We start from the raw sequence: 18,803 nt of genomic DNA, 5'->3' as shown, positions 1-18,803 counted from the left end.
ATGACACGATGAAACTGCTCGCCTTTGAACTGTCCACCGAAGCCTGTTCCGTTGCCGTCCACGTGGATGGCGAGGTGCGTGAGCGCTTCGAGATCGCACCGCGCCGACACGCGGAACTGGCCCTGCCGTGGGCCGAGGAACTGCTTGCCGAAGCCGGCATCGCGCGTTCGCAGCTCGATGCGATTGCCTTGGGCCGCGGTCCCGGCGCGTTCACTGGCGTGCGCCTGGCGATCGCGCTGGCGCAGGGTGTTGCGCTCGCGCTGGATCGTCCGCTGGTCCCGGTTTCCACGCTGCACGCGCTGGCGATGCGCGCGCCGGCCGACGCAGGACAGGTGCTGGCCGCCATCGATGCGCGGATGGGCGAGGTCTACGTTGCCCGCTACCAGCAGGTCGACGGCGTGCCCCTGCTGCAGGATGCCGAGCGGGTGTGCCCGCCGCAGGCCGTGGTGCTGCCCGAGGGCATCCGCTGCGCCGGGGTGGGCACCGGCTTTGCCGCGGCCGAGGGCGCGATCGTGGCGCAGTTGGGCGATGCATTGAGCTGTGTGGACGCCACCGCGTTGCCGCATGCTTCGGACGTGCTGGCGCTTGCCCTGCCGATGTTGGCGCGCGGCGAAGCGATCGCTCCTGAACGGGTGGAGCCGGCCTACCTGCGCGACAACGTGGCATTGACGCTGGTCGAGCAACAGGCGTTGCGGGCGTCCAGGCAGCGGTGAGATAGCGAACGGGTGGGACCCCCTCGCGGGTGGCGTCCAACAGCACATTGCTGGCTTGGCGCCGGGTGGGTGGGATTTGCAGGACACGCCGCAAGTACATCCTTGTAGGCTGCGTCGCCGCATCCATGCGGCTCAGCGTCCTGCAAACCCCACCCACCCGACTCCTGACAGGTTCCGGGGCGCCGCCAGCCGCGTATTGAAAATAAAAGAACAAAGGCAGGGGTCAGAGTCCTTTCGCGTAGCGAAAGGACTCTGACCCCATGTCTCTCCCAGCCTTCCAACCCTTGTTTTGTCCATGGCCACCATGGACCTGTCGAAGGTGGGGCGGGGTGGGTTGGCGGGGGCGTAGAGCGCCATGGATGGCGCGAAACGAGGCCCGCAGGAGCGGCTTTTGCCGTCCCCCGCCAACCCATCCCGCCCCGCCAGCAAGCAACCCTGCAGCTGTTGACGTTGACGTTGACGTTGCAGTTGACGTTGCAGTTGACCTTGCTCGAACAAGCAGCCGCCGGGCGCAGCCCGGCACACCCACCCTCAGTCGTCGCGCAGTTCGCCACCGGGCAGGAACGCCCAGGTGCGGGTCACCTGCAGGATATCCACGTCATCCTTGGTCTGCGGCAGCGCCGGGAACGGCTGCGCCAGCCGCACCACCCGCAGGGCCGCCTCGTCCAGCAGCGGGGTCCCGCTGGAGCGCAGGATGCGCGCACTTTCCACGCTGCCATCGCGGCGCACGCCCACGGTGATCACCACCTGTCCGCCCAGTCGACGCTGGCGCGCTTCATCGGGGTAGTTCAGGTTGCCCACGCGTTCTGCCCGGTCGACCCAGGCGCGCAGGTAGTTGGCCCACGCGTACTCACGGGTGCTGGCGGAAACGAACTTGCGGTTGGGCCGCTTCGCATACTGCGCCGAGCGCAGGTGCACCTCGGCGGCGAGCCGGGCCATCTCGGCATCGCGCTGCTCGCGCGCGTTCAACGGCGCATCCGGGCGCGGCTGTTCCGGCATCGGCTGCTGCTGGGCCCGGGCGACCTGCTCTTCGCCATTGCGGCTGCTCACCACCCGCGACTGCGGTGGCGGCGGGGCAGCGGCATCCTGCCGTTGCTGCGGTACGGGACTGCTGCCGGGCAGCGCCTGCGGCACCACCCCGGCCTGGCTTTCGCGCGGACGCATCGCCTTGTCATGCTCACCGCCGCCGACCTGGCTGGCGGCGGCCAGGAAATCAGCCTGCCTGGGCGTCAGCGCGGTCTGGGTCTGGGTGAAGATCACGTCCAGCGTCGGCACCAGGGGGGCGTCGCCGCGCACCGCGAACCCCACGCCCAGGATCAGCAGCGCATGCAGGGCGACGGACAGGGCCAGGGTCGCGCCCAGCCGCTGTGCTTCGCGGCCGCCGGCAGCGAGGGAAACCGTCGCGCTCATCGCGGCAGGTCGGCCTCGATGGCGTCGAACAGCTGGCCGGCGATGTTCAGCCCGTACTGCGCGTCCAGTTCACGCACGCAGGTCGGGCTGGTCACGTTGACCTCGGTGAGGTAATCGCCGATCACGTCCAGGCCGACGAAACGCATGCCACGCCGCTTCATCTCCGGGCCCACCTGGGCGGCGATCCAGCGGTCACGTTCGCTCAGCGGGCGGCCTTCGCCGCGTCCGCCGGCGGCCAGGTTGCCGCGGAATTCATCGCCCTGCGGGATCCGCGCCAGGCAGTAATCCACCGGCACGCCGTCCACCAGCAGGATGCGCTTGTCGCCGGCGGTGATGTCGGGGATGAACTTCTGCGCCAAGGTCAGTTTGCGGTTGCCGTCGGTCAGCGTTTCCAGGATCACGTTGAGGTTCGGATCACCGGTGCCGCTGCGGAAGATCGAACGTCCGCCCATGCCGTCCAGCGGCTTCAGCACCGCCTGGCCGTGTTCCAGCACGAAGGCCTTCAGCGCCTTGGCGTCGCGGCTGACCAGGGTCGGGGGGCAGCACTGCGGGAACAGCAGGGCGGCCAGTTTCTCGTTGTAATCGCGCAGGCCCTGCGGATTGTTGACCACCCGCGCGCCTGCCGTGGCGGCCACGTCGAGCACCTGGGTGTCGTAGATGAACTCGGCATCCACGGGCGGGTCCTTGCGCATCAGCACGACCTGCCCGGGCCCGAACACCGTCTGGCTGAACCCGCCCAGGGTGTACCAGTCGGTCGGGTCGTCGCGCACCTGCAGCGGGGCGGTGAGGGCGACGGCGCGGCCGTTGTCCAGGCTCAATCCGCCGGGCCTCACGTAGTGCAGGGCGTGGCCGCGGCGCTGGGCCTCAAGCAGCATGGCGAAAGTCGTGTCCTTGGCGATCTTGATATGGGCGATGGGGTCCATCACCACGATGACGTTCAACGGCATGGCGGCACCTGTCAGGCAAGGTGCTGATGGTAGCGGCTCCGCCCGCGGCGTGCCCGCCTGTCTGCGCGCAACGGTGCGTGCGGCCAATCGATCCCCCCCCCTTCGCCACGGCCGGACGGGCCTCGCGCACGAAAGTCGTCGCCGAACTTGCTGGCGGTCACGCAAGTGCGATATAGATACGCCTTCGCAGCGGCGCCGACCGAAGTGCCGCGCATGGGGAACGGTAATGACTGAGAACATGACTGCGGGCGGGGAGCTCGCAGGACTCCGGGTGATGGTCATCGACGATTCGAAGACCATTCGAAGGACGGCGGAAACGCTGCTGAAACGCGAAGGCTGCGAGGTGGTGACCGCCACCGACGGCTTCGAGGCCTTGGCCAAGATCGCAGACCAGCAGCCGCAGATCATCTTCGTGGACATCATGATGCCGCGTCTTGACGGCTATCAGACCTGTGCGCTGATCAAGGGCAACCAGCTGTTCAAGTCGACGCCGGTGATCATGCTGTCGTCCAAGGATGGTCTGTTCGACAAGGCGCGCGGGCGCATCGTCGGCTCGGAGCAGTACCTGACCAAGCCTTTCACGCGCGAAGAACTGCTGGGTGCCATCCGCACATACGTCAACGCCTGACCAGGGGGGAAAGGCAAAATGGCTCGTATCGTCCTGATCGAGGATTCACCGACCGACCGTGCGGTGTTCAGCCAATGGCTGCGCAAGGCAGGGCATGAAGTCGAAGAGGCAGACAACGCCGAAGCCGGGCTGGAACTGGTCCGCAGCCAGTTGCCACAGCTGGTGCTGATGGACGTCGTGCTGCCGGGCATGAGTGGCTTCCAGGCCACCCGCGCACTGGCCCGCGATGCGGCCACCAAGCACATCCCGGTGATCATCGTCAGCACCAAGGCGATGGAAACCGACAAGGCCTGGGGCCTGCGCCAGGGGGCGGCCGATTACATCGTCAAGCCGCCGCGCGAGGAAGACCTGATCGCGCGGATCAACGAGCTGGTGTCCTGATGCGCTCTCCCTTCGACATCCTCGAAGCCTACGAGCGCCGCAGCCTGGCCCATGCGGTGCAGTTGCCGGAACGCCAGTTCGCGCAGGATCTCTGGCGTGGCGTCGGGTACCGGGTCGGCCATCGCCGGCTGGTCTCGGACTTCCGCGAAGTGGTGGAAATCGTGCCGATGCCACCGGTGACGCCGGTGCCCTGCGCGCAGCCCTGGCTGCTCGGCGTGGGCAACCTGCGCGGCAACCTGTTCCCGGTGATCGACCTGAAGCTGTTCCTGGAAGGCGCGCGCACGGTGCAGCAGGAAGGCCAGCGCGTGCTGGTCATGCGCCAGGCCGGCGGCGACGTGGCCCTGACCATCGACGAACTCTACGGCCAGCGCAGTTTCGAGCTGGACCAGGAAGTGGCGGTGGGCGGACTGGCCGAAGGGCGCTACGCCCACTTCGTCGAACGTGCCTTCCATGCCGACGAACACGACTGGGGCGTCTTCTCGCTCTCGCTGCTGTCGCGCACTCCCGAATTCCGGCAAGCCGCGGCCTGAACCGCGGTTTCCGTTCCTGCATTGCATTGAACATCGAGGTTGAACGATGAGTACTGCTTCCGATACCAGCAAGGCGGCCAAGGTGCGCCTCGGTGGCACCAACGCGTGGTTGATCCTGCTGCTGCTGGCGATGGCCCTGTTCGGCCTGAACACCGGCGTGGCCACCTGGCAGGGCAGCCGCCTGGCCGACGCCAGCACCAAGGCGGCCGACCTGCAGGTGCTTTCACAGCAGCTGGCCAACCAGGGACGAGAGGCAGTGGCCGGCAACGCGCAGGCCTTCACCGCGTTCAAGGCCACCCGCGCTGCGATCGATGAAAACGTCGCCACCCTGCAGGGCCGCTACGGCACCGAACCCGGTGTGTCCGCCCCGATCGGCAAGCTGGCCGCGACCTGGCAGCCGCTGGCCAAGAGCGCCGCCCAGCTGGTGTCCAGCGAGCCGGCGGTGCTGACCCTGGCCGGCAACGCCAACAACTTCACCGGTGCGGTGCCGGGCCTGCAGGCCCAGTTGAACGAAGTGGTGCGTGCGATGAGTGCCTCCGGCGCACCGTCATCGCAGATCTACAGCGCGCTGCAGCAGGTCGTGGTCGCCGGCACCATGGCGCGCCGGGTCACTGAAATGCGCGCCGGTGGCTCGACCGCCGCGGCGGCCGGTGATGCACTGGCACGCGACATCACCGTCTTCAGCCAGGTGCTCGACGGCCTGCGCAACGGTAACGACGACATGGGCATCGTCGCGGTACGTGGCGCCGCCGCGCTCGCCGCGCTGGAGCAGTCCCAGCAGCAGTGGACGGCGATGAAGACCGACGCCGATGCGATCCTGGCCAGTTCGCGCCAGCTGTTCGCCGCCCAGGCCGCCGCCGCCAGCCTGACCGCGGGTTCGTCGGACATGCTGGCCGACAGCAAGGGCCTGTTCAACGCGTTCTCGTCCTTTGGCTCGGTCAGCGATACCCGCCTGTTCCCCAATTTCTGGATCGGCGTGGTGTCCGGCATCCTGTCGCTGATCGCCATCATCGGCTTCGTCAGCACCTCGGTGCGCGGACGTTCGCGCGAGCAGGAACTGCGTTACCAGACCCAGGTGGAATTCAACAGCCGCAACCAGCAGGCCATCATGCGGCTGCTGGATGAAATCAGCTCGCTCGGTGAGGGTGACCTGACCGTGAAAGCGTCGGTGACCGAAGACATGACCGGCGCCATCGCAGACGCCATCAACTACGCCGTCGACGAGCTGCGCCACCTGGTGACCACCATCAACGACACCTCGGCCAAAGTCGCCGTGTCCACCCAGGAAACCCAGGCCACGGCGATGCAGCTGGCCGAAGCGGCAGGCCACCAGGCCAACCAGATCACCACCGCATCGGACCGCATCGGCGAAATCGCGGCAAGCATCGAACAGGTGTCGCGCAACTCCTCCGAGTCCGCCGAAGTGGCGCAGCGCTCGGTGGTGATCGCCGCCGAAGGTGCCGGCGTGGTGCGCGAAACCATCCAGGGCATGGACCAGATCCGCGACCAGATCCAGGAAACGTCCAAGCGCATCAAGCGGCTGGGTGAGTCTTCGCAGGAAATCGGCTCGATCGTGGAACTGATCAACGACATTTCCGAGCAGACCAACATCCTGGCCTTGAACGCCGCGGTGCAGGCGGCTTCGGCCGGTGAAGCCGGTCGCGGCTTCGCCGTGGTGGCCGACGAAGTGCAGCGCCTGGCAGAACGCACCTCCGGTGCGACGCGACGCATCGAAGGCCTGGTGCAGGCCATCCAGGCCGATACCAACGAAGCGGTTACCTCGATGGAGCAGACCACCGCCGAGGTGGTGTCCGGTGCACGCCTGGCCGAAGACGCCGGCACCGCGCTGACCGAGATCGAGCGCGTGTCCAACGCCCTCAACAACCTCATCAAGAACATCTCCGTGGCCGCCCAGCAGCAGTCGTCGGCCGCATCGGACATCACCCATACCATGGGCGTGATCCGGCAGATCACCGGCCAGACCTCGCAGGGTGCGGGGCAGACCGCCGAATCGATCGGCCACCTGGCACAGCTGGCCGCCGACCTTCGCCGCTCGGTCGCCGACTTCAAGCTGCCGGCGTAAGCCGGCAGTACGGGGAAGCAAGGATCATCTGATGAAGCATCGTCACTATTTCCGCCACACTGCATGCCATGCCCCGCGCGGCATGCGTTCGCTGGCGACCGGAGTCCGCCCATGAGTACCCTGCGCGATGCAATGAGCCATGCCGCCCTGGGCTGGGTGAAGCCGGAGCTGGATGAGACCCTGCGCCAGGTGCGCAACGAGGTCGAATACTTCGTCGAGGCGCCCGCCGACGCCAGCCGCATGCGCCTGTGCGCCGGCTACCTGCACCAGGTGCAGGGCACGCTGCGCATGGTGGAGCTGTACGCACCGGCGATGGTGGCCGAGGAACTTGAACAGCTCGCCGTGGCGATCGGCAGTGGCGAGGTCGCCGAGCGCGATGAATCCTGCGCGACCCTGATGCGCGGCAGCGTGCTGCTTCCGGATTACCTGGAACGCCTCCAGAACGGCCACCGCGACATTCCGATCGTGCTGTTGCCGCTGCTCAACGAAATCCGTGCCGCGCGTGGCGTGGCCGGCATCAATGAAAGCGTGCTGCTGGCCTTTGCGCCGGACAGCGTCGGCGCCACCGAAGCCGAACTCGACCATGCCCGTGGCAGCCTGAGCGGACGCAACCGCGAACTGCTCGACACCGTTGGCAATGCGGTGAAGGAAGAACTGCTGCGCATCAAGGATGCGCTGGACCTGCACCTGCGCACCGGCGGACAGCCGCAGCAGCTGCAGCAGCAGGTCAACGAACTTGCCGCGGTGGGCGATACGCTGGCCATGATGGGCCTGGACGTCGCGCGCAACGTGGTGGTGCAGCAGCGCGATGCGCTCAGCAGCGTCGTCGCGGGCGAACAGCAGATCGACGAGAGCCTGCTGCTCGACGTGGCCGGTGCGCTGCTGTACGTGGACGCCTCGCTGGATGACCAGGTCGCCCACCTGGGCGCCACCGGCAGCGGCGAAGACGACCCGTCCGCCGCTGAAACCCGGCGCACGCTGGAAGTGCTGGCGCACGAAGCGATCGCCAACTTCACCGTGGCCCGTGAGCACTTCGTCGCCTTCATCGAAACCAACTGGAACCACGAACAGCTGCAGGACGTACCGCGCCTGCTGGGCGAAGTCGGCGGCGCGCTGCGCATGCTCGACCTGCCGGTACCGGCCGACTACCTGAAGGGCGTCCAGCTGTACATCGACGCCGAGTTGATCGGTCGCCAGCGCGTGCCCAGCGGACGCCAGCTGGACACGCTGGCCGATGCGATGGCCAGCCTGGAGTACTACCTGGAAGCGCTGCGCGATCGTCGCGCCGGACGCGAAAGCATCCTGGACATCACCCGCAGCAGCCTGGAAGCCCTGCGCTACTGGCCGTTGCCGGTGGCCAACGCGGCCGCCGTCGAACCGAACGCCGAAGTGGCGCCGCAGCCGGTGCAGCGCGAAGCCGTGCTGCCGCCGCCGCTCACGGTGCCGGGGCTGGAAACGCTGGAGCTGCCGCCGCTGGCGGCGGCCCCCGCGCAGGTCCCGCCGCCACTGCCGGACTTCGTGTTCGACGCCGCGCCGACCGTGCAGGCGCAGGTGCTGGAAACCGCAGCGGACGTTGTCGACGAAGCCGTCGCAGCGCCGTCGGTCGAGGCCTCCGACGGCACGCCCCTGCAGCGCGCAGCGACCGAACCGACCGCACCGACGCTGGTGTTCGCCGCCACCACCGCGGTTCCGCCGCCGGTCCCGGCCTGGGAACTCGGCAGCTTCCACGCGGAAGCGGATGCGAACGACAGCCGCGCGCCGACCTTCACCGATTTCGATCCGGTCGTCGCAGAAGATGCCGCCGATGCCACGCGCTGGACGGTCGAACCGATCGCCCACGTGGATCTGACGGCCGTGGCCGATGCCGAGTCCACCCACGGCGACGTGCCGGGAGTGCTCGGCGATGCCGACGAGGGCCTGTTGCTGATCGATGGCGCTGACTTCGACCCGGTGCTCGCCGAAGTCGAGGCGGAGGACGATGCGATCATGCCGGTCAGCTTCCACTTCGATGAGGGCGCCATCAGCCGTGCCGACGATGTCCTGTCGTTGGACGCGCTGGAAGCCTCGGTCATCGAAGCGCCGGCAGGTTTCGATGTCATCACCGCAGCCGAACCGCCAGCGTTCGCGCCGACGGCAACCGAGCCGTCGATCGACGTCGACGCGCCGCCGGCCGCGGCCGTTGCGCTCGACGATGCCGATGCACGTTTCCTGGCCGAGCTGGCCGCCGCGGCGGCGGACTTCAATCCGCAGCCGGAGCCGCAGGCACCGGTGCTGGCCGAAACGCCCGTTGCCACCGCCGAGACGCTTGACGGTGGGTTCGACGAGCAGGCCGAGAACATCGACCAGGATATCCGCGAGGTGTTCCTGGAAGAGTTCGACGAAGAACTGATCAACCTGGGCGGGCTGCTGCCGGCCTGGCGCGCGCAACCGGACAACATGGACCGGCTGCGCCCGATCCGCCGCGTATTCCACACCCTGAAGGGCAGTGGCCGCCTGGTGGGCGCGCGTACGCTGGGCGAGTTTGCCTGGAAGATCGAAGGCATGCTCAACCGCGTGCTGGATGGCTCCCGCCCGGCAACGCCGGCGGTGGTGGCCGTGGTGGAACAGGCTTACCACGCCCTGCCCGAACTCAATGCAGCGCTGCGCAGTGGCCAGCGCGTCAGCGCGGACCTGCAGGCGCTGCAGTCGATTGCCGACCGCGTCGGCGCCGGCGAAGAAACCTTCCACGTGCCGCTGCCCGCCCATCCGGTGGCGGCAACGGGTTCCGCTGCGGACGAGCAGCCCGGGATCGATGCGCTGGAAGCAGCGTTCGCCGCCGATGCGGAAGCTGCGTCGCTGGAAGGCGCGCCGGCCAGCATCGACAGCGTGCTGCGCGAGATCCTGGAAGCCGAAGTGGAAGCGCACATGGCCACCCTGCACGGGTGGCTGGCATCGTCGCGGGTCGAACCGCAGCCGGTCTCCGACCCGCTGCTGCGCGCCGTGCACACCATGAACGGTGCCTTCGCAATGACCGATGTGCCGGAGATCACCTCTGTCACCGGCGCGGCCGAGAGCTACATCAAGCGCTCGCTGGCGGCGTCCGAAGTGCCCAGCCATGACGGCGTGCACGCGCTGGATGCCACTGCGCGCGCGATCGAAGCCACCATGCTGGCGCTGCAGGCCGAATCGCCCCGCGTGCCGCTGCAGCAGGCGCTTGCCGAACGCCTGCAGGCGCTCGCCGCGACCCTGCCGGAAGCGCGTTGGCCGGTGCTGGAAGAGGTCTCCGATGCGCCTGAAGAGGCGCAGGAGGAAGATGCCGGCGATGCCACCGAAGCCAGCAATGCCGACGGCGATGTCGATGCGATCGACTTTGCGGATCTGGTCCAGCAGGCCGAGGTCGAGCAGATCGCCGAAGCGATGGTCGACGACGGCGAACTGCAGGTCAGCGAATCCGCCTTGCTGCCGGAGCATGGACACACCGCACCGGTCCCGGATGACTCGCGCGACGAGCAGATCGCTGCGTCCGCTGACGCTGCCGATACCGCGGTGGAATTGACCGGCGCCCACGATCTTTCCTCGTTCCTGGATCCGGCCCCGGCTCCGGCCACGTCCGATGGCCACGAATGGGACGCCGGACCGGTCTTCATTGCAGAGGCCGAAGACGCTGCCGGAACCGCCGAAGACAGCGTGCCGGTCACCGGCGAACCGGTGCAGGACCGCGATGTCGAGGTCCAGCTGACCGGCGCAGAGGATCTGTCGCTGTACCTGGATGATGCAGCGCATGCTGCACTGCCTGACAGCTACGTGCCGGGCGCGGTCGAAGCGCTGGCGCCGCATGGGCAACCGCTTGAACCCCGCTTCGAGGCAGGCGATGACCAGGCGCAGGATGCGCTGCCCGAAGAGCTGCAGGGCAGCGCGGCGTTCGGCGATGCCGTGTCGCTGCAGGAAGCGCTGGAAGAAGGGCTGCACGTCATCGACGACGCAGTCGAGGATGACGCCGACGAGGCAGTCTCCGTTGCCGGCCACGATGCATCGCTAGACGACGAAGCGCCCTTTGGCGAGTTCATCGAAGACCAGGCCCCGTCCCTGTCACCGCAGGTCGATCAACCGGAGCCGACTGCCGCCGAAGCAGAAGCAGAGGCAGGGGCAGGGGCAGAGGCAGAGGCAGAAGCCGAAGCCGAAGCCGAAGCCGAAGCGGAAGCCGAAGCCGAAGCCGAAGCCGCTCAGCAGCCGTATTTCGAAATGGAGGCAGTTGCTGCACCGGCAGCAGACTCCGCCGTCGACGCTGGCGTCGCAGCAGACGAACTGTCTGCCGTGGACGCTGCCGGCGCCGAGGCGCTGCAGGAAGTGCAGGACGTTTCCCTGCAGGCCGCTGACCATGCCGAGGACGTCGAAGCAGACGACGGTGTCACGGTCGAAACCAGCGAAGCAGTCGAAGCCGTCGAAGCCGTCGAAGCAGACACCGAGGTGGCCGCCGATGCGCTGGACTTCAGCGTGCTGGACCGCGAGCTGGTCGACATCTTCGTCGAGGAAGGCAAGGACCTGCTTGACCACTGCGATGGCCTGATCAGCGAGCTGCGCAGCGCGCCGGAGGACCGTGAGCCGTTGGCCGGCCTGCAGCGCGACCTGCACACGCTGAAGGGCGGCGCGCGCATGGCCGGCATCAACCCGATCGGTGATCTTGGCCACGGCATCGAATCGCTGCTGGAAGCAGTGTTCGCCGGACGCACCAGCATCGAACACAGCGATGTGCAGCTGCTGGAGCGTGGCTTCGACCGCCTGCACCAGATGCTGACCCTCACCGGCAACCATCGCCAGGTGGCGGCGGCCGATGACCTGGTGGCCGCCTTCGAGGCACGCACCCAGGGCCGCCCGGCCACGCAGGGCGAAGCAGAAGAACCGGCCGCTGCCGCGTCCAGCGCCGCCGCGCTCATCGCCAGCCTGCCGCTGTCCGCGCCCTTGCCGGTGGAAGCCGGCGGCGAGGAAGAAGGCGGCGCGCGTCCGCAGCAGGAACAGGTGCGCGTGCGTGCCGACCTGCTTGACCGCCTGGTCAACCACGCCGGTGAAGTGGCGATCTACCGCTCGCGGCTGGAACAGCAGCTGGGTGCCTTCCGCGGCGCCATGGGCGAACTGGACCGCACCAATGCGCGTCTGCGCGACCAGCTGCGCCGCCTAGACCTGGAAACCGAGGCGCAGATCGTTGCCCGGTACCAGCGCGAGCAGGAACAGGCCGACCACAGCTTCGATCCGCTGGAACTGGACCGCTTCTCCACGCTGCAGCAGCTCAGCCGCGCGCTGAACGAATCGGCAGCCGACCTTGGCGGCCTGCAGGGGGTGCTGGACGACCTCTCGCGCCAGTACGATTCGCTGCTGCAACAGCAGTCGCGGGTCAGCTCGGAACTGCAGGATGGGCTGATGCGTGCGCGCATGGTGCCCTTCGACGGGCTGGTGCCGCGCCTGCGTCGCGTGGTCCGCCAGGCCGGTACCGATACCGGCAAGCAGGTCCACCTGACGCTGGAAGGAACCCACGGCGAACTCGATCGCAACGTGCTGGATCGCATGGTGGCGCCGCTGGAACACATGCTGCGCAACTCCGTCGCCCACGGCCTGGAAACGGCCGAACAGCGACGTGCGGCGGGCAAGCCGGTGGAAGGTGAGATCTCGCTGCGCCTGCACCGCGAAGGCTCTGAAATCGTGCTCGACGTGGCTGACGATGGTGCCGGACTGGACCGCGAGGCGATCCGCCGGCGCGCGCTGGAACGCGGGCTGATCCAGGCCGATGCCACCCTGGCCGACAACGAACTGGACAACCTGATCTTCGCCTCCGGCTTCAGCACCGCCGACCAGCTCAGCCAGCTGGCCGGGCGCGGCGTGGGCATGGACGTGGTGCGCAATGAAGTGCGCCAGCTCGGCGGCAGCGTGGAAATCCACTCGGTCCGCGGACAGGGCGCTCGTTTCACCCTGCGCCTGCCGCAGACGCTGGCCGTCACCCAGGCGGTGTTCGTGCAGATCGGCGAGACCACCTTTGCCGTCCCGGTGGGTTCGGTCAGTGGCATCGGCCGCATTTCGCGCGAACGTTTCGAGGCAGGCGACAGCACCTACCGCTACAGCGGCGAGGACTACACCCTGCATGACCTGGGCAGCCTGATCGGCCAGGCCCCGGCACGTGCCGAAGGGCAGGCCCAGGTGCCGCTGCTGCTGGTGCGTGCGGGCGACCTGCGTGCCGCCGTGGCGATCGACCAGGTGCTGGGCAACCGCGAAATCGTGGTGAAGCCGGTCGGCCTGCAGATCGCGTCGGTCCCGGGCATCTACGGTGCCACCATCACCGGCGATGGCCGCGTGGTGGTGATCCTGGACGTGGCACCGCTGGTGCGCCGCTTCGTCGCCAACCCGGAGCGTCCGCTGCCGGTGGCCGAACTGGAACAGCAGCGCCAGGTGCCGGTGGTGATGGTGGTCGACGATTCGCTGACCATGCGCAAGGTCACCAGCCGCATCCTGGAACGCCACAACTTCGACGTCAGCGTGGCGCGCGATGGCGTGGAAGCGCTGGAACGGCTGGAAGAACGCGTGCCGGACCTGATGCTGCTGGACATCGAAATGCCGCGCATGGACGGTTACGAGCTGGCTACCGCGATGCGCGCCGATCCTCGTTACCGCGATGTGCCGATCGTGATGATCACCTCGCGCAGCGGCGACAAGCATCGCCAGCGCGCTTTCGAAATCGGCGTGCAGCGTTACCTGGGCAAGCCGTACCAGGAGCTGGACCTGATGCGTAACGTGTACGACCTGCTGGGGATCGCCCGTGTCCGAGAATGATGCAAGCCTGCCGCCGGCCGTCGCGCTGCTGGCACGCCCGGGCGCGGCCCGTGACCGCCTGCGCGAAGCGCTGGTGCAGGCCGACGTGGCGCTGGTGCTGGAAGAAGACCCGGATGTGCTGGACGCCGCGACGCTGATCGCGGTTGCCCCGCAGGCCGTGGTGATCGCGCTGGAACCTGCGGTGGAAGCGGCGCTGGAGCGACTGGACGACGCACTGTCTTCGCCGGCTTTCACCCTGGTGTTCGACGAGGCCGAACTGGCGGCACGCCGCGAAGGCTGGGAAACCCAGCGTTGGGCGCGCCATCTGGCCGCCAAGTTGCATGGTCACCGCCAGGTGCTGCCACCCGGTGCGGAAGTCGAAGAAGACCTGCAGATCGAACCCGGCATGCCGGACACGCCGGCCCAGCTGCACGTCGATGCGCCGCTGGATTTCCACCTGGACGAAGCGGCCGACGCGGCGGACCTGCTGGCGGGCGACAGCCTGTATGAGGCCCCCGCGCACTGGCAGGAACCGCAGACGCTGGAACAGGCGCTGGCGGCGAACCTGCCGCAGGCCCACGCCGACGCCAACAGCGACGCCCCTGCTACGCCTGCCGATGCCGGCGCGGTGGCGCCGCCGCCGCTGGGTGACCACAGCCGCTGGGCGCTGCTCGACGAGGACAGCGCACCGGCCGCGGTGACCCGCGAGGCCGCCGCGCCGCCGGCGTTGCCGGTGTTCGATTCGGCACACCTTTCACTGGTGGACATGGAAGACACGCCGCCCGGCACCGGGCCACGCCGCGGCGCCCGTGGCGCGGTGGTGGTGCTGGCCGGCATAGGCGGTCCGGATGCGCTGCGGCGCCTGCTGGCGGCGCTGCCGTCGGCGCTGGACGTGCCGCTGCTGGTGCGGATGCCGCTGGACGGCGCGCGCTACGGCAACCTGGTCAAGCAGATGGCGCGCGTTTCGCCACTGCCGGTGCTGCTGGCGGAGACCGGCGCCGATGTGCTGGAAGGCCACGTCTACATCCTGTCCGACGATAGCGCCACCGCGCTGCGCGACGGCGGACTGTATTTCGAAAGCCAGCCCCAGGGCCTGGAGCTGGCGCGGCTTCCGCCGGGCGAAAGCGCGGTCATCCTGCTCAGCGGCGCCGACCTGCTGCAGGTCGACCCGGCACTGACGCTGGCCGAGGCCGGCGCGTGGGTGGGCGGCCAGGTGGGCGAGGGCTGCTACGACCCCGCTGCGGCCACCGCCGTGGTGGCTGCCGGCATGTTCGCCGGCGAGCCGCAGGAGCTCGCACAGGCCATCAGTGCCCGTTGGGCACGTCCGGAACAAGGGGAAGCGCAGTGAGCCATGCCAACAACGATGAAATCCGCGGGGTCCTGATCCAGTCCGGTCCCGAACGCGTGCTGCTGCCCAATGCCACCGTGGCCGAAATGATGGCCAAGGTGCAGGTGCAGGCGAGCGCCGAAGGTCCTGACTGGCTGCTGGGTACGCTGGCCTGGCACGGCTGGGACGTGCCGCTGGTGTCGTTCGCACGGCTGTCCGGGCTGGGCGAGGAAAGCATCGGCGGCAACAACAAGGTCGTGGTGCTCAAGGCACTGGCCGGCAACGCGCAGCGCCCGTATTTCGCGTTGCTGACGCAGAGCTTCCCGCAGCTGATTTCGGTGCCGCGCGATGGCCTGCTGGCCGACGCTTCCGAAGAAACGCTTCCCGACAGCGTGCACATGCGCGTGCTGCTGGGTGAGCAGAGCGCGCTGTTGCCGAACCTGGACGCGGTGGAAATTGCGCTGGATTCGCTGCACTGAACAAGCAAACCGGCGGGTGACGACCGGTGCTCGTCACGGCCTCGTCCCGGCAGCCGCATGACGGCCAGCGGCCGTCACTACCGTGTCCTCGCCGATGCACTGGTAGCGCCGAGCCATGCTCGGCGAGCGCAACGCTTCAGCCCATGTCGCCCAGGCGTGCCTGCAGGGCCGCGATGGCCGCGAGCCCGGCTGTTTCCGTGCGCAGGATGCGCGGCCCCAGCTGCAGCCCCTGGAACCCCGCGGCGGCCAATTGCTGGCGATCGCGCGGCGACCAGCCGCCTTCTGGACCGATGGCGATGACCACCCCGCCTGCAGGGGCCGCCTGCAGGGTGGACAGGCGGTGGCTGCCTTCTGGATCCAGGGTCAGGCGCAGGGTGTCGGCGGGAAGTACCGCCATCGCCGCAGCCAACGCCAAGGGCGGACCCAAGCGCGGAATCACCGCACGCCCCGACTGGCCGCAGGCGGACTGCACCACGTTGTTCCAGTGCGCGACCCGCTTTTCCGCGCGCGCGGCATCCAGCTTCACTTCGGTGCGCTCGGCATTGACCGGCACCACGGCCGCCACGCCCAGTTCGGTGGCCTTCTGCAGGATCAGGTCCATCTTCTCGCCGCGCGCCACGCCCTGCAGCAGGGTGATCCGCAGGGCGGATTCATTGGCCAGCAGCGTGGCGGCCTCGACGCGCACCTGTGCATCGCGTTTGCCGGCCACGACAAGCGTCGCCGCGTAGTCATGCCCATCACCGTTGAACAGCACGCAGGCATCGCCCTCGCGCAGGCGCATCACGCGCAGCAGGTGGTTGGCGGCGTCCTCGGGCAGGGACACGGTCTGGCCGGCCTGCAGGGGCATCGACACGGGGCAGCGGGTCACGCGCATGCGGCGTTCTCCAGAGCGGATGGGCGGGCGTCCTGCGGGGAGGGGGGTGTCTCTGCTAGCATCGTGGGCTCATGAACATGTTGCTTCCTCCGTCCATTCTATCGGCCCGCGCGGGGCATACCGCATGAGCCGTCCCCTGCCGATCATCCATCGCATCACCGATGAGGAAAACGGCCCGTTCCAGCGCCAGCACCTGGACCTGGAGTTTTCCAACGGTGAACAGCGCCGCTTCGAGCGCCTGGTCAGCCGCGGCCACGGGGCGGTGGTGGTGGTGCCGATGCTGGACGACGACACCGTCCTGCTGGTGCGTGAATACGCCGCAGGCATGCACCGCTATGAGCTGGGACTGGTCAAGGGCCGCATCGATGCCGGCGAGACGCCGGAGCAGGCAGCCGACCGCGAGCTGAAGGAAGAGGCCGGCTACGGCGCGCACCGGGTGGACGTGCTGCGTGCCATGACACTCGCTCCCACCTACATGAGCCACCAGTCGTGGCTGGTGGTGGCGCGCGATCTGTATCCGGAACGGCTGCAGGGGGATGAGCCGGAAGAACTGGAAGTGGTGCCGTGGAAGCTGTCACGGATCGACCAGCTGATGCTGCGCGAAGACTTCTCCGAGGGCCGTTCACTGGCGGCCTTGTTCATCGCCCGTGAGTGGCTGCAACGCGGCGCGACGGGGCCATGACCCACGCACGCCTCACCACTGACCTGCGCGAAACCGTGATCGCCATTGCCCAGGATGCCGCAGCGGCGATCATGCAGGTCTACGCCTCCGGTTTCGACATCACCCTGAAGGCCGATGACAGCCCGGTCACCGCCGCCGACCTGGCCGCGCACCAGCGCATCGTCAGCGGCCTGTCGCGGCTGACGCCGGACCTGCCGATCCTGTCCGAGGAAGCCACCGCCGCTGCATGGGAAACGCGGCGCCACTGGGGCGCCTACTGGCTGGTGGATCCGCTGGACGGCACGCGCGAGTTCATCAAGCGCAATGGCGAATTCAGCGTCAACATCGCGTTGGTCTACCAGGGCGCGCCGACCTTCGGCGTGGTGCTGGCGCCGGTGACCGGACTGGTGTGGCACGCGATGCGTGGCGAGCAGGCCTACCGTCGGCAGGGCGCGCATGACACCGTGCTGCGCACCCGCGTGCCGGCACAGTCACCGCTGCGGGTCGCCGCCAGCCGCTCGCACCGTTCGGCGCGCACGCAGGCGCTGCTGGATCGCATGGGTGATATCGAGACCGTGGCCCAGGGCTCCTCGTTGAAGTTCTGCCGGATCGCCGAAGGCGACCTGGATGTGTATCCGCGGCTGGGTCCGACCAGCGAGTGGGATACCGCAGCCGGGCAGTGCGTGCTGCACGCGGCCGGTGGTGCGGTGCTGTCCACCGCCACCGGCAAGCCGTTCCGTTACAACCGCCGCGAAAGCCTGCTCAATGGTGATTTCATGGCATTGGGTGATACCCGCCTGGCATGGCGCGACTGGCTGCCCCCCGACGAACCGGAGACTGCATGAGCACGAGCGACGCTGCCACCGAACTGGGCCGCCTGTTGGCGATCATGGCGCGCCTGCGCGACCCGCAGGGCGGCTGCCCGTGGGACCTGGAGCAGGATTTTTCCAGCATCGCGCCGTACACCATCGAAGAGGCCTACGAGGTAGCCGATGCGATCGATCGCGGCGACCTGGACGATCTGTGCGATGAACTCGGCGACCTGCTGCTGCAGGTGGTCTTCCACGCGCAGATGGCGCAGGAGCAGGGCGCGTTCGCCTTCGCCGACGTGGCACGCAGCATCAACGACAAGATGGTGCGCCGCCACCCGCACATCTTCGCCGATGCCAGTGCGGGCGATGCCGCCGAGGTGCTGCGCAACTGGGACGCGATCAAGCGCGAAGAGCGCGCCGCCAAGGGCGAGACGGATGCTTCGGCGCTGGCCGGCATCTCGCGCGGACTGCCGGAATGGCAGCGGGCGATGAAGCTGCAGTCGCGCGCGGCCAAGGTCGGGTTCGACTGGCCCGGCCCGTTGCCGGTGCTGGACAAGGCCGCCGAGGAGCTGCAGGAACTGCGCGAGGAATTCGAACGCGGTGACGTGGCGGCGAACAAGTTGCGGTTGCAGGAAGAGCTCGGCGACCTGTTGTTCGTCTGCGCCAACCTGGCACGCCACGCCGATCTTGATCTGGGCGCGGCGCTGCGCGGGGCCAACCACAAGTTCGAGCGACGCTTCCGCGCGATGGAAGCCCGCGCCGGCGAACACGGCACGCGCCTGGCCGAGCTGGGCCTGGATGCCCAGGAAGCGCTCTGGCAGCACGCGAAGGCCGCCGAAAGCGCGTCGTGAAAACCTTCGGGTTGTTCCTGTTGACGGCGCTGGCCGAGATCATCGGCTGCTACCTGCCGTGGCTGTGGCTGCGTCGCGATGGCAGCGCCTGGTTGTTGCTGCCCGCGGCGGCCAGCCTGGCCCTGTTCGCCTGGCTGCTGACCCTGCATCCGGAGGCCAGCGGACGCGTGTATGCGGCCTACGGCGGTGTCTACGTGGGCACCGCGCTGGTCTGGCTGTGGCTGGTGGACGGCATCCGCCCCGGCCGCTGGGACCTGATCGGCGTAGGGCTGTGCCTGGCCGGCATGGCGGTGATCATGTTCGCCCCGCGCACCGGCTGATGATCGGCTGGAC

At 68.4% G+C, this 18,803-nt stretch carries 15 protein-coding genes; 12 read left to right on the top strand and 3 right to left on the bottom strand.

The window, feature by feature from the left end:
* Positions 1 to 8 precede the first annotated feature (8 nt).
* Complete coding sequence (gene tsaB, locus RTX79_RS13320; RefSeq protein ID WP_312684197.1) at positions 9 to 713, top strand: tRNA (adenosine(37)-N6)-threonylcarbamoyltransferase complex dimerization subunit type 1 TsaB; 705 nt, start codon at positions 9 to 11, stop codon at positions 711 to 713.
* Between the two features lie 531 nt (positions 714 to 1,244).
* On the opposite strand, the gene RTX79_RS13315 is transcribed toward tsaB, so the two are convergent.
* Together RTX79_RS13315 and gshB are read right to left on the bottom strand one after the other, a co-directional pair.
* Positions 1,245 to 2,123: an energy transducer TonB gene (locus RTX79_RS13315; RefSeq protein ID WP_312684195.1), complete on the bottom strand. Its 879-nt coding sequence runs from the start codon at positions 2,121 to 2,123 to the stop codon at positions 1,245 to 1,247.
* Positions 2,120 to 3,070 (bottom strand): glutathione synthase, encoded by a 951-nt coding sequence (gene gshB, locus RTX79_RS13310; protein WP_312684194.1) that lies wholly within the window; start codon positions 3,068 to 3,070, stop codon positions 2,120 to 2,122. Before gshB ends, RTX79_RS13315 begins: the two co-directional genes overlap by 4 nt.
* 226 nt (positions 3,071 to 3,296) lie before the next feature.
* Here gshB and pilG point away from each other — a divergent pair, with 226 nt between their 5' ends.
* The 7 genes from pilG (at position 3,297) to RTX79_RS13275 (ending at position 15,272) form a co-directional block, all read left to right on the top strand.
* Entirely contained in the window at positions 3,297 to 3,698 is a 402-nt protein-coding gene (pilG, locus tag RTX79_RS13305; protein WP_042614342.1) for a twitching motility response regulator PilG, read from the top strand.
* A gap of 18 nt (positions 3,699 to 3,716) precedes the next feature.
* Positions 3,717 to 4,079 (top strand): response regulator, encoded by a 363-nt coding sequence (locus RTX79_RS13300; RefSeq protein ID WP_057508185.1) that lies wholly within the window; start codon positions 3,717 to 3,719, stop codon positions 4,077 to 4,079.
* Positions 4,079 to 4,609: a chemotaxis protein CheW gene (locus tag RTX79_RS13295; protein ID WP_057508184.1), complete on the top strand. Its 531-nt coding sequence runs from the start codon at positions 4,079 to 4,081 to the stop codon at positions 4,607 to 4,609. Before RTX79_RS13300 ends, RTX79_RS13295 begins: the two co-directional genes overlap by 1 nt.
* Before the next feature lie 46 nt (positions 4,610 to 4,655).
* The gene (locus RTX79_RS13290; protein WP_312684192.1) at positions 4,656 to 6,692 is read left to right on the top strand and encodes a methyl-accepting chemotaxis protein; all 2,037 of its coding nucleotides are present in this window, start codon (positions 4,656 to 4,658) and stop codon (positions 6,690 to 6,692) included.
* A 111-nt stretch (positions 6,693 to 6,803) separates the two neighbouring features.
* Positions 6,804 to 13,487 (top strand): Hpt domain-containing protein, encoded by a 6,684-nt coding sequence (locus RTX79_RS13285; RefSeq protein WP_312684191.1) that lies wholly within the window; start codon positions 6,804 to 6,806, stop codon positions 13,485 to 13,487.
* A complete protein-coding gene (locus tag RTX79_RS13280) occupies positions 13,474 to 14,814 on the top strand; it encodes a chemotaxis protein CheB (protein ID WP_312684189.1) in 1,341 nt (446 codons plus the stop codon). The genes RTX79_RS13285 and RTX79_RS13280 overlap by 14 nt, the downstream gene beginning before the upstream one ends.
* The gene (locus tag RTX79_RS13275; RefSeq protein WP_312684188.1) at positions 14,811 to 15,272 is read left to right on the top strand and encodes a chemotaxis protein CheW; all 462 of its coding nucleotides are present in this window, start codon (positions 14,811 to 14,813) and stop codon (positions 15,270 to 15,272) included. Before RTX79_RS13280 ends, RTX79_RS13275 begins: the two co-directional genes overlap by 4 nt.
* A 136-nt stretch (positions 15,273 to 15,408) precedes the next feature.
* Here the strand turns inward: RTX79_RS13275 and RTX79_RS13270 are convergent, their stop codons facing one another.
* Entirely contained in the window at positions 15,409 to 16,146 is a 738-nt protein-coding gene (locus RTX79_RS13270; protein WP_312684187.1) for a 16S rRNA (uracil(1498)-N(3))-methyltransferase, read from the bottom strand.
* Positions 16,147 to 16,270: 124 nt separating this feature from the next.
* On the opposite strand from RTX79_RS13270, the gene nudE reads away from it, so the two are divergent.
* Genes nudE through RTX79_RS13250 form a run of 4 tightly spaced genes read left to right on the top strand, consistent with a single transcriptional unit; the run spans position 16,271 to position 18,790 of the window.
* Entirely contained in the window at positions 16,271 to 16,828 is a 558-nt protein-coding gene (gene nudE, locus RTX79_RS13265) for an ADP compounds hydrolase NudE (RefSeq protein WP_057508178.1), read from the top strand.
* Positions 16,825 to 17,652: a 3'(2'),5'-bisphosphate nucleotidase CysQ gene (gene cysQ / locus RTX79_RS13260; protein WP_057508177.1), complete on the top strand. Its 828-nt coding sequence runs from the start codon at positions 16,825 to 16,827 to the stop codon at positions 17,650 to 17,652. Before nudE ends, cysQ begins: the two co-directional genes overlap by 4 nt.
* On the top strand, positions 17,649 to 18,470 hold the full coding sequence (gene mazG / locus RTX79_RS13255; protein WP_312684186.1) for a nucleoside triphosphate pyrophosphohydrolase: 822 nt from the start codon (positions 17,649 to 17,651) through the stop codon (positions 18,468 to 18,470). The genes cysQ and mazG overlap by 4 nt, the downstream gene beginning before the upstream one ends.
* Positions 18,467 to 18,790: a YnfA family protein gene (locus tag RTX79_RS13250; RefSeq protein ID WP_057508175.1), complete on the top strand. Its 324-nt coding sequence runs from the start codon at positions 18,467 to 18,469 to the stop codon at positions 18,788 to 18,790. The genes mazG and RTX79_RS13250 overlap by 4 nt, the downstream gene beginning before the upstream one ends.
* Positions 18,791 to 18,803: the final 13 nt, after the last annotated feature.

The organism is Stenotrophomonas chelatiphaga (genome assembly GCF_032054965.1).
GTDB lineage: Bacteria > Pseudomonadota > Gammaproteobacteria > Xanthomonadales > Xanthomonadaceae > Stenotrophomonas > Stenotrophomonas chelatiphaga.
The sequence above is the reverse complement of the archived record's forward strand: the minus strand, read 5'-3'. Positions and strand labels throughout refer to the sequence as shown.

Bases quoted from the DNA above. Each gene is read 5' to 3' on its own strand.
- tsaB (WP_312684197.1), top strand. From the start codon at position 9: ATGAAACTGCTCGCCTTTGAACTGTCCACCGAAGCCTGTTCCGTTGCC.
- RTX79_RS13315 (WP_312684195.1), bottom strand. From the start codon at position 2,123: ATGAGCGCGACGGTTTCCCTCGCTGCCGGCGGCCGCGAAGCACAGCGG.
- gshB (WP_312684194.1), bottom strand. From the start codon at position 3,070: ATGCCGTTGAACGTCATCGTGGTGATGGACCCCATCGCCCATATCAAG.
- pilG (WP_042614342.1), top strand. From the start codon at position 3,297: ATGACTGAGAACATGACTGCGGGCGGGGAGCTCGCAGGACTCCGGGTG.
- RTX79_RS13300 (WP_057508185.1), top strand. From the start codon at position 3,717: ATGGCTCGTATCGTCCTGATCGAGGATTCACCGACCGACCGTGCGGTG.
- RTX79_RS13295 (WP_057508184.1), top strand. From the start codon at position 4,079: ATGCGCTCTCCCTTCGACATCCTCGAAGCCTACGAGCGCCGCAGCCTG.
- RTX79_RS13290 (WP_312684192.1), top strand. From the start codon at position 4,656: ATGAGTACTGCTTCCGATACCAGCAAGGCGGCCAAGGTGCGCCTCGGT.
- RTX79_RS13285 (WP_312684191.1), top strand. From the start codon at position 6,804: ATGAGTACCCTGCGCGATGCAATGAGCCATGCCGCCCTGGGCTGGGTG.
- RTX79_RS13270 (WP_312684187.1), bottom strand. From the start codon at position 16,146: ATGCGCGTGACCCGCTGCCCCGTGTCGATGCCCCTGCAGGCCGGCCAG.
- nudE (WP_057508178.1), top strand. From the start codon at position 16,271: ATGAGCCGTCCCCTGCCGATCATCCATCGCATCACCGATGAGGAAAAC.
- cysQ (WP_057508177.1), top strand. From the start codon at position 16,825: ATGACCCACGCACGCCTCACCACTGACCTGCGCGAAACCGTGATCGCC.
- mazG (WP_312684186.1), top strand. From the start codon at position 17,649: ATGAGCACGAGCGACGCTGCCACCGAACTGGGCCGCCTGTTGGCGATC.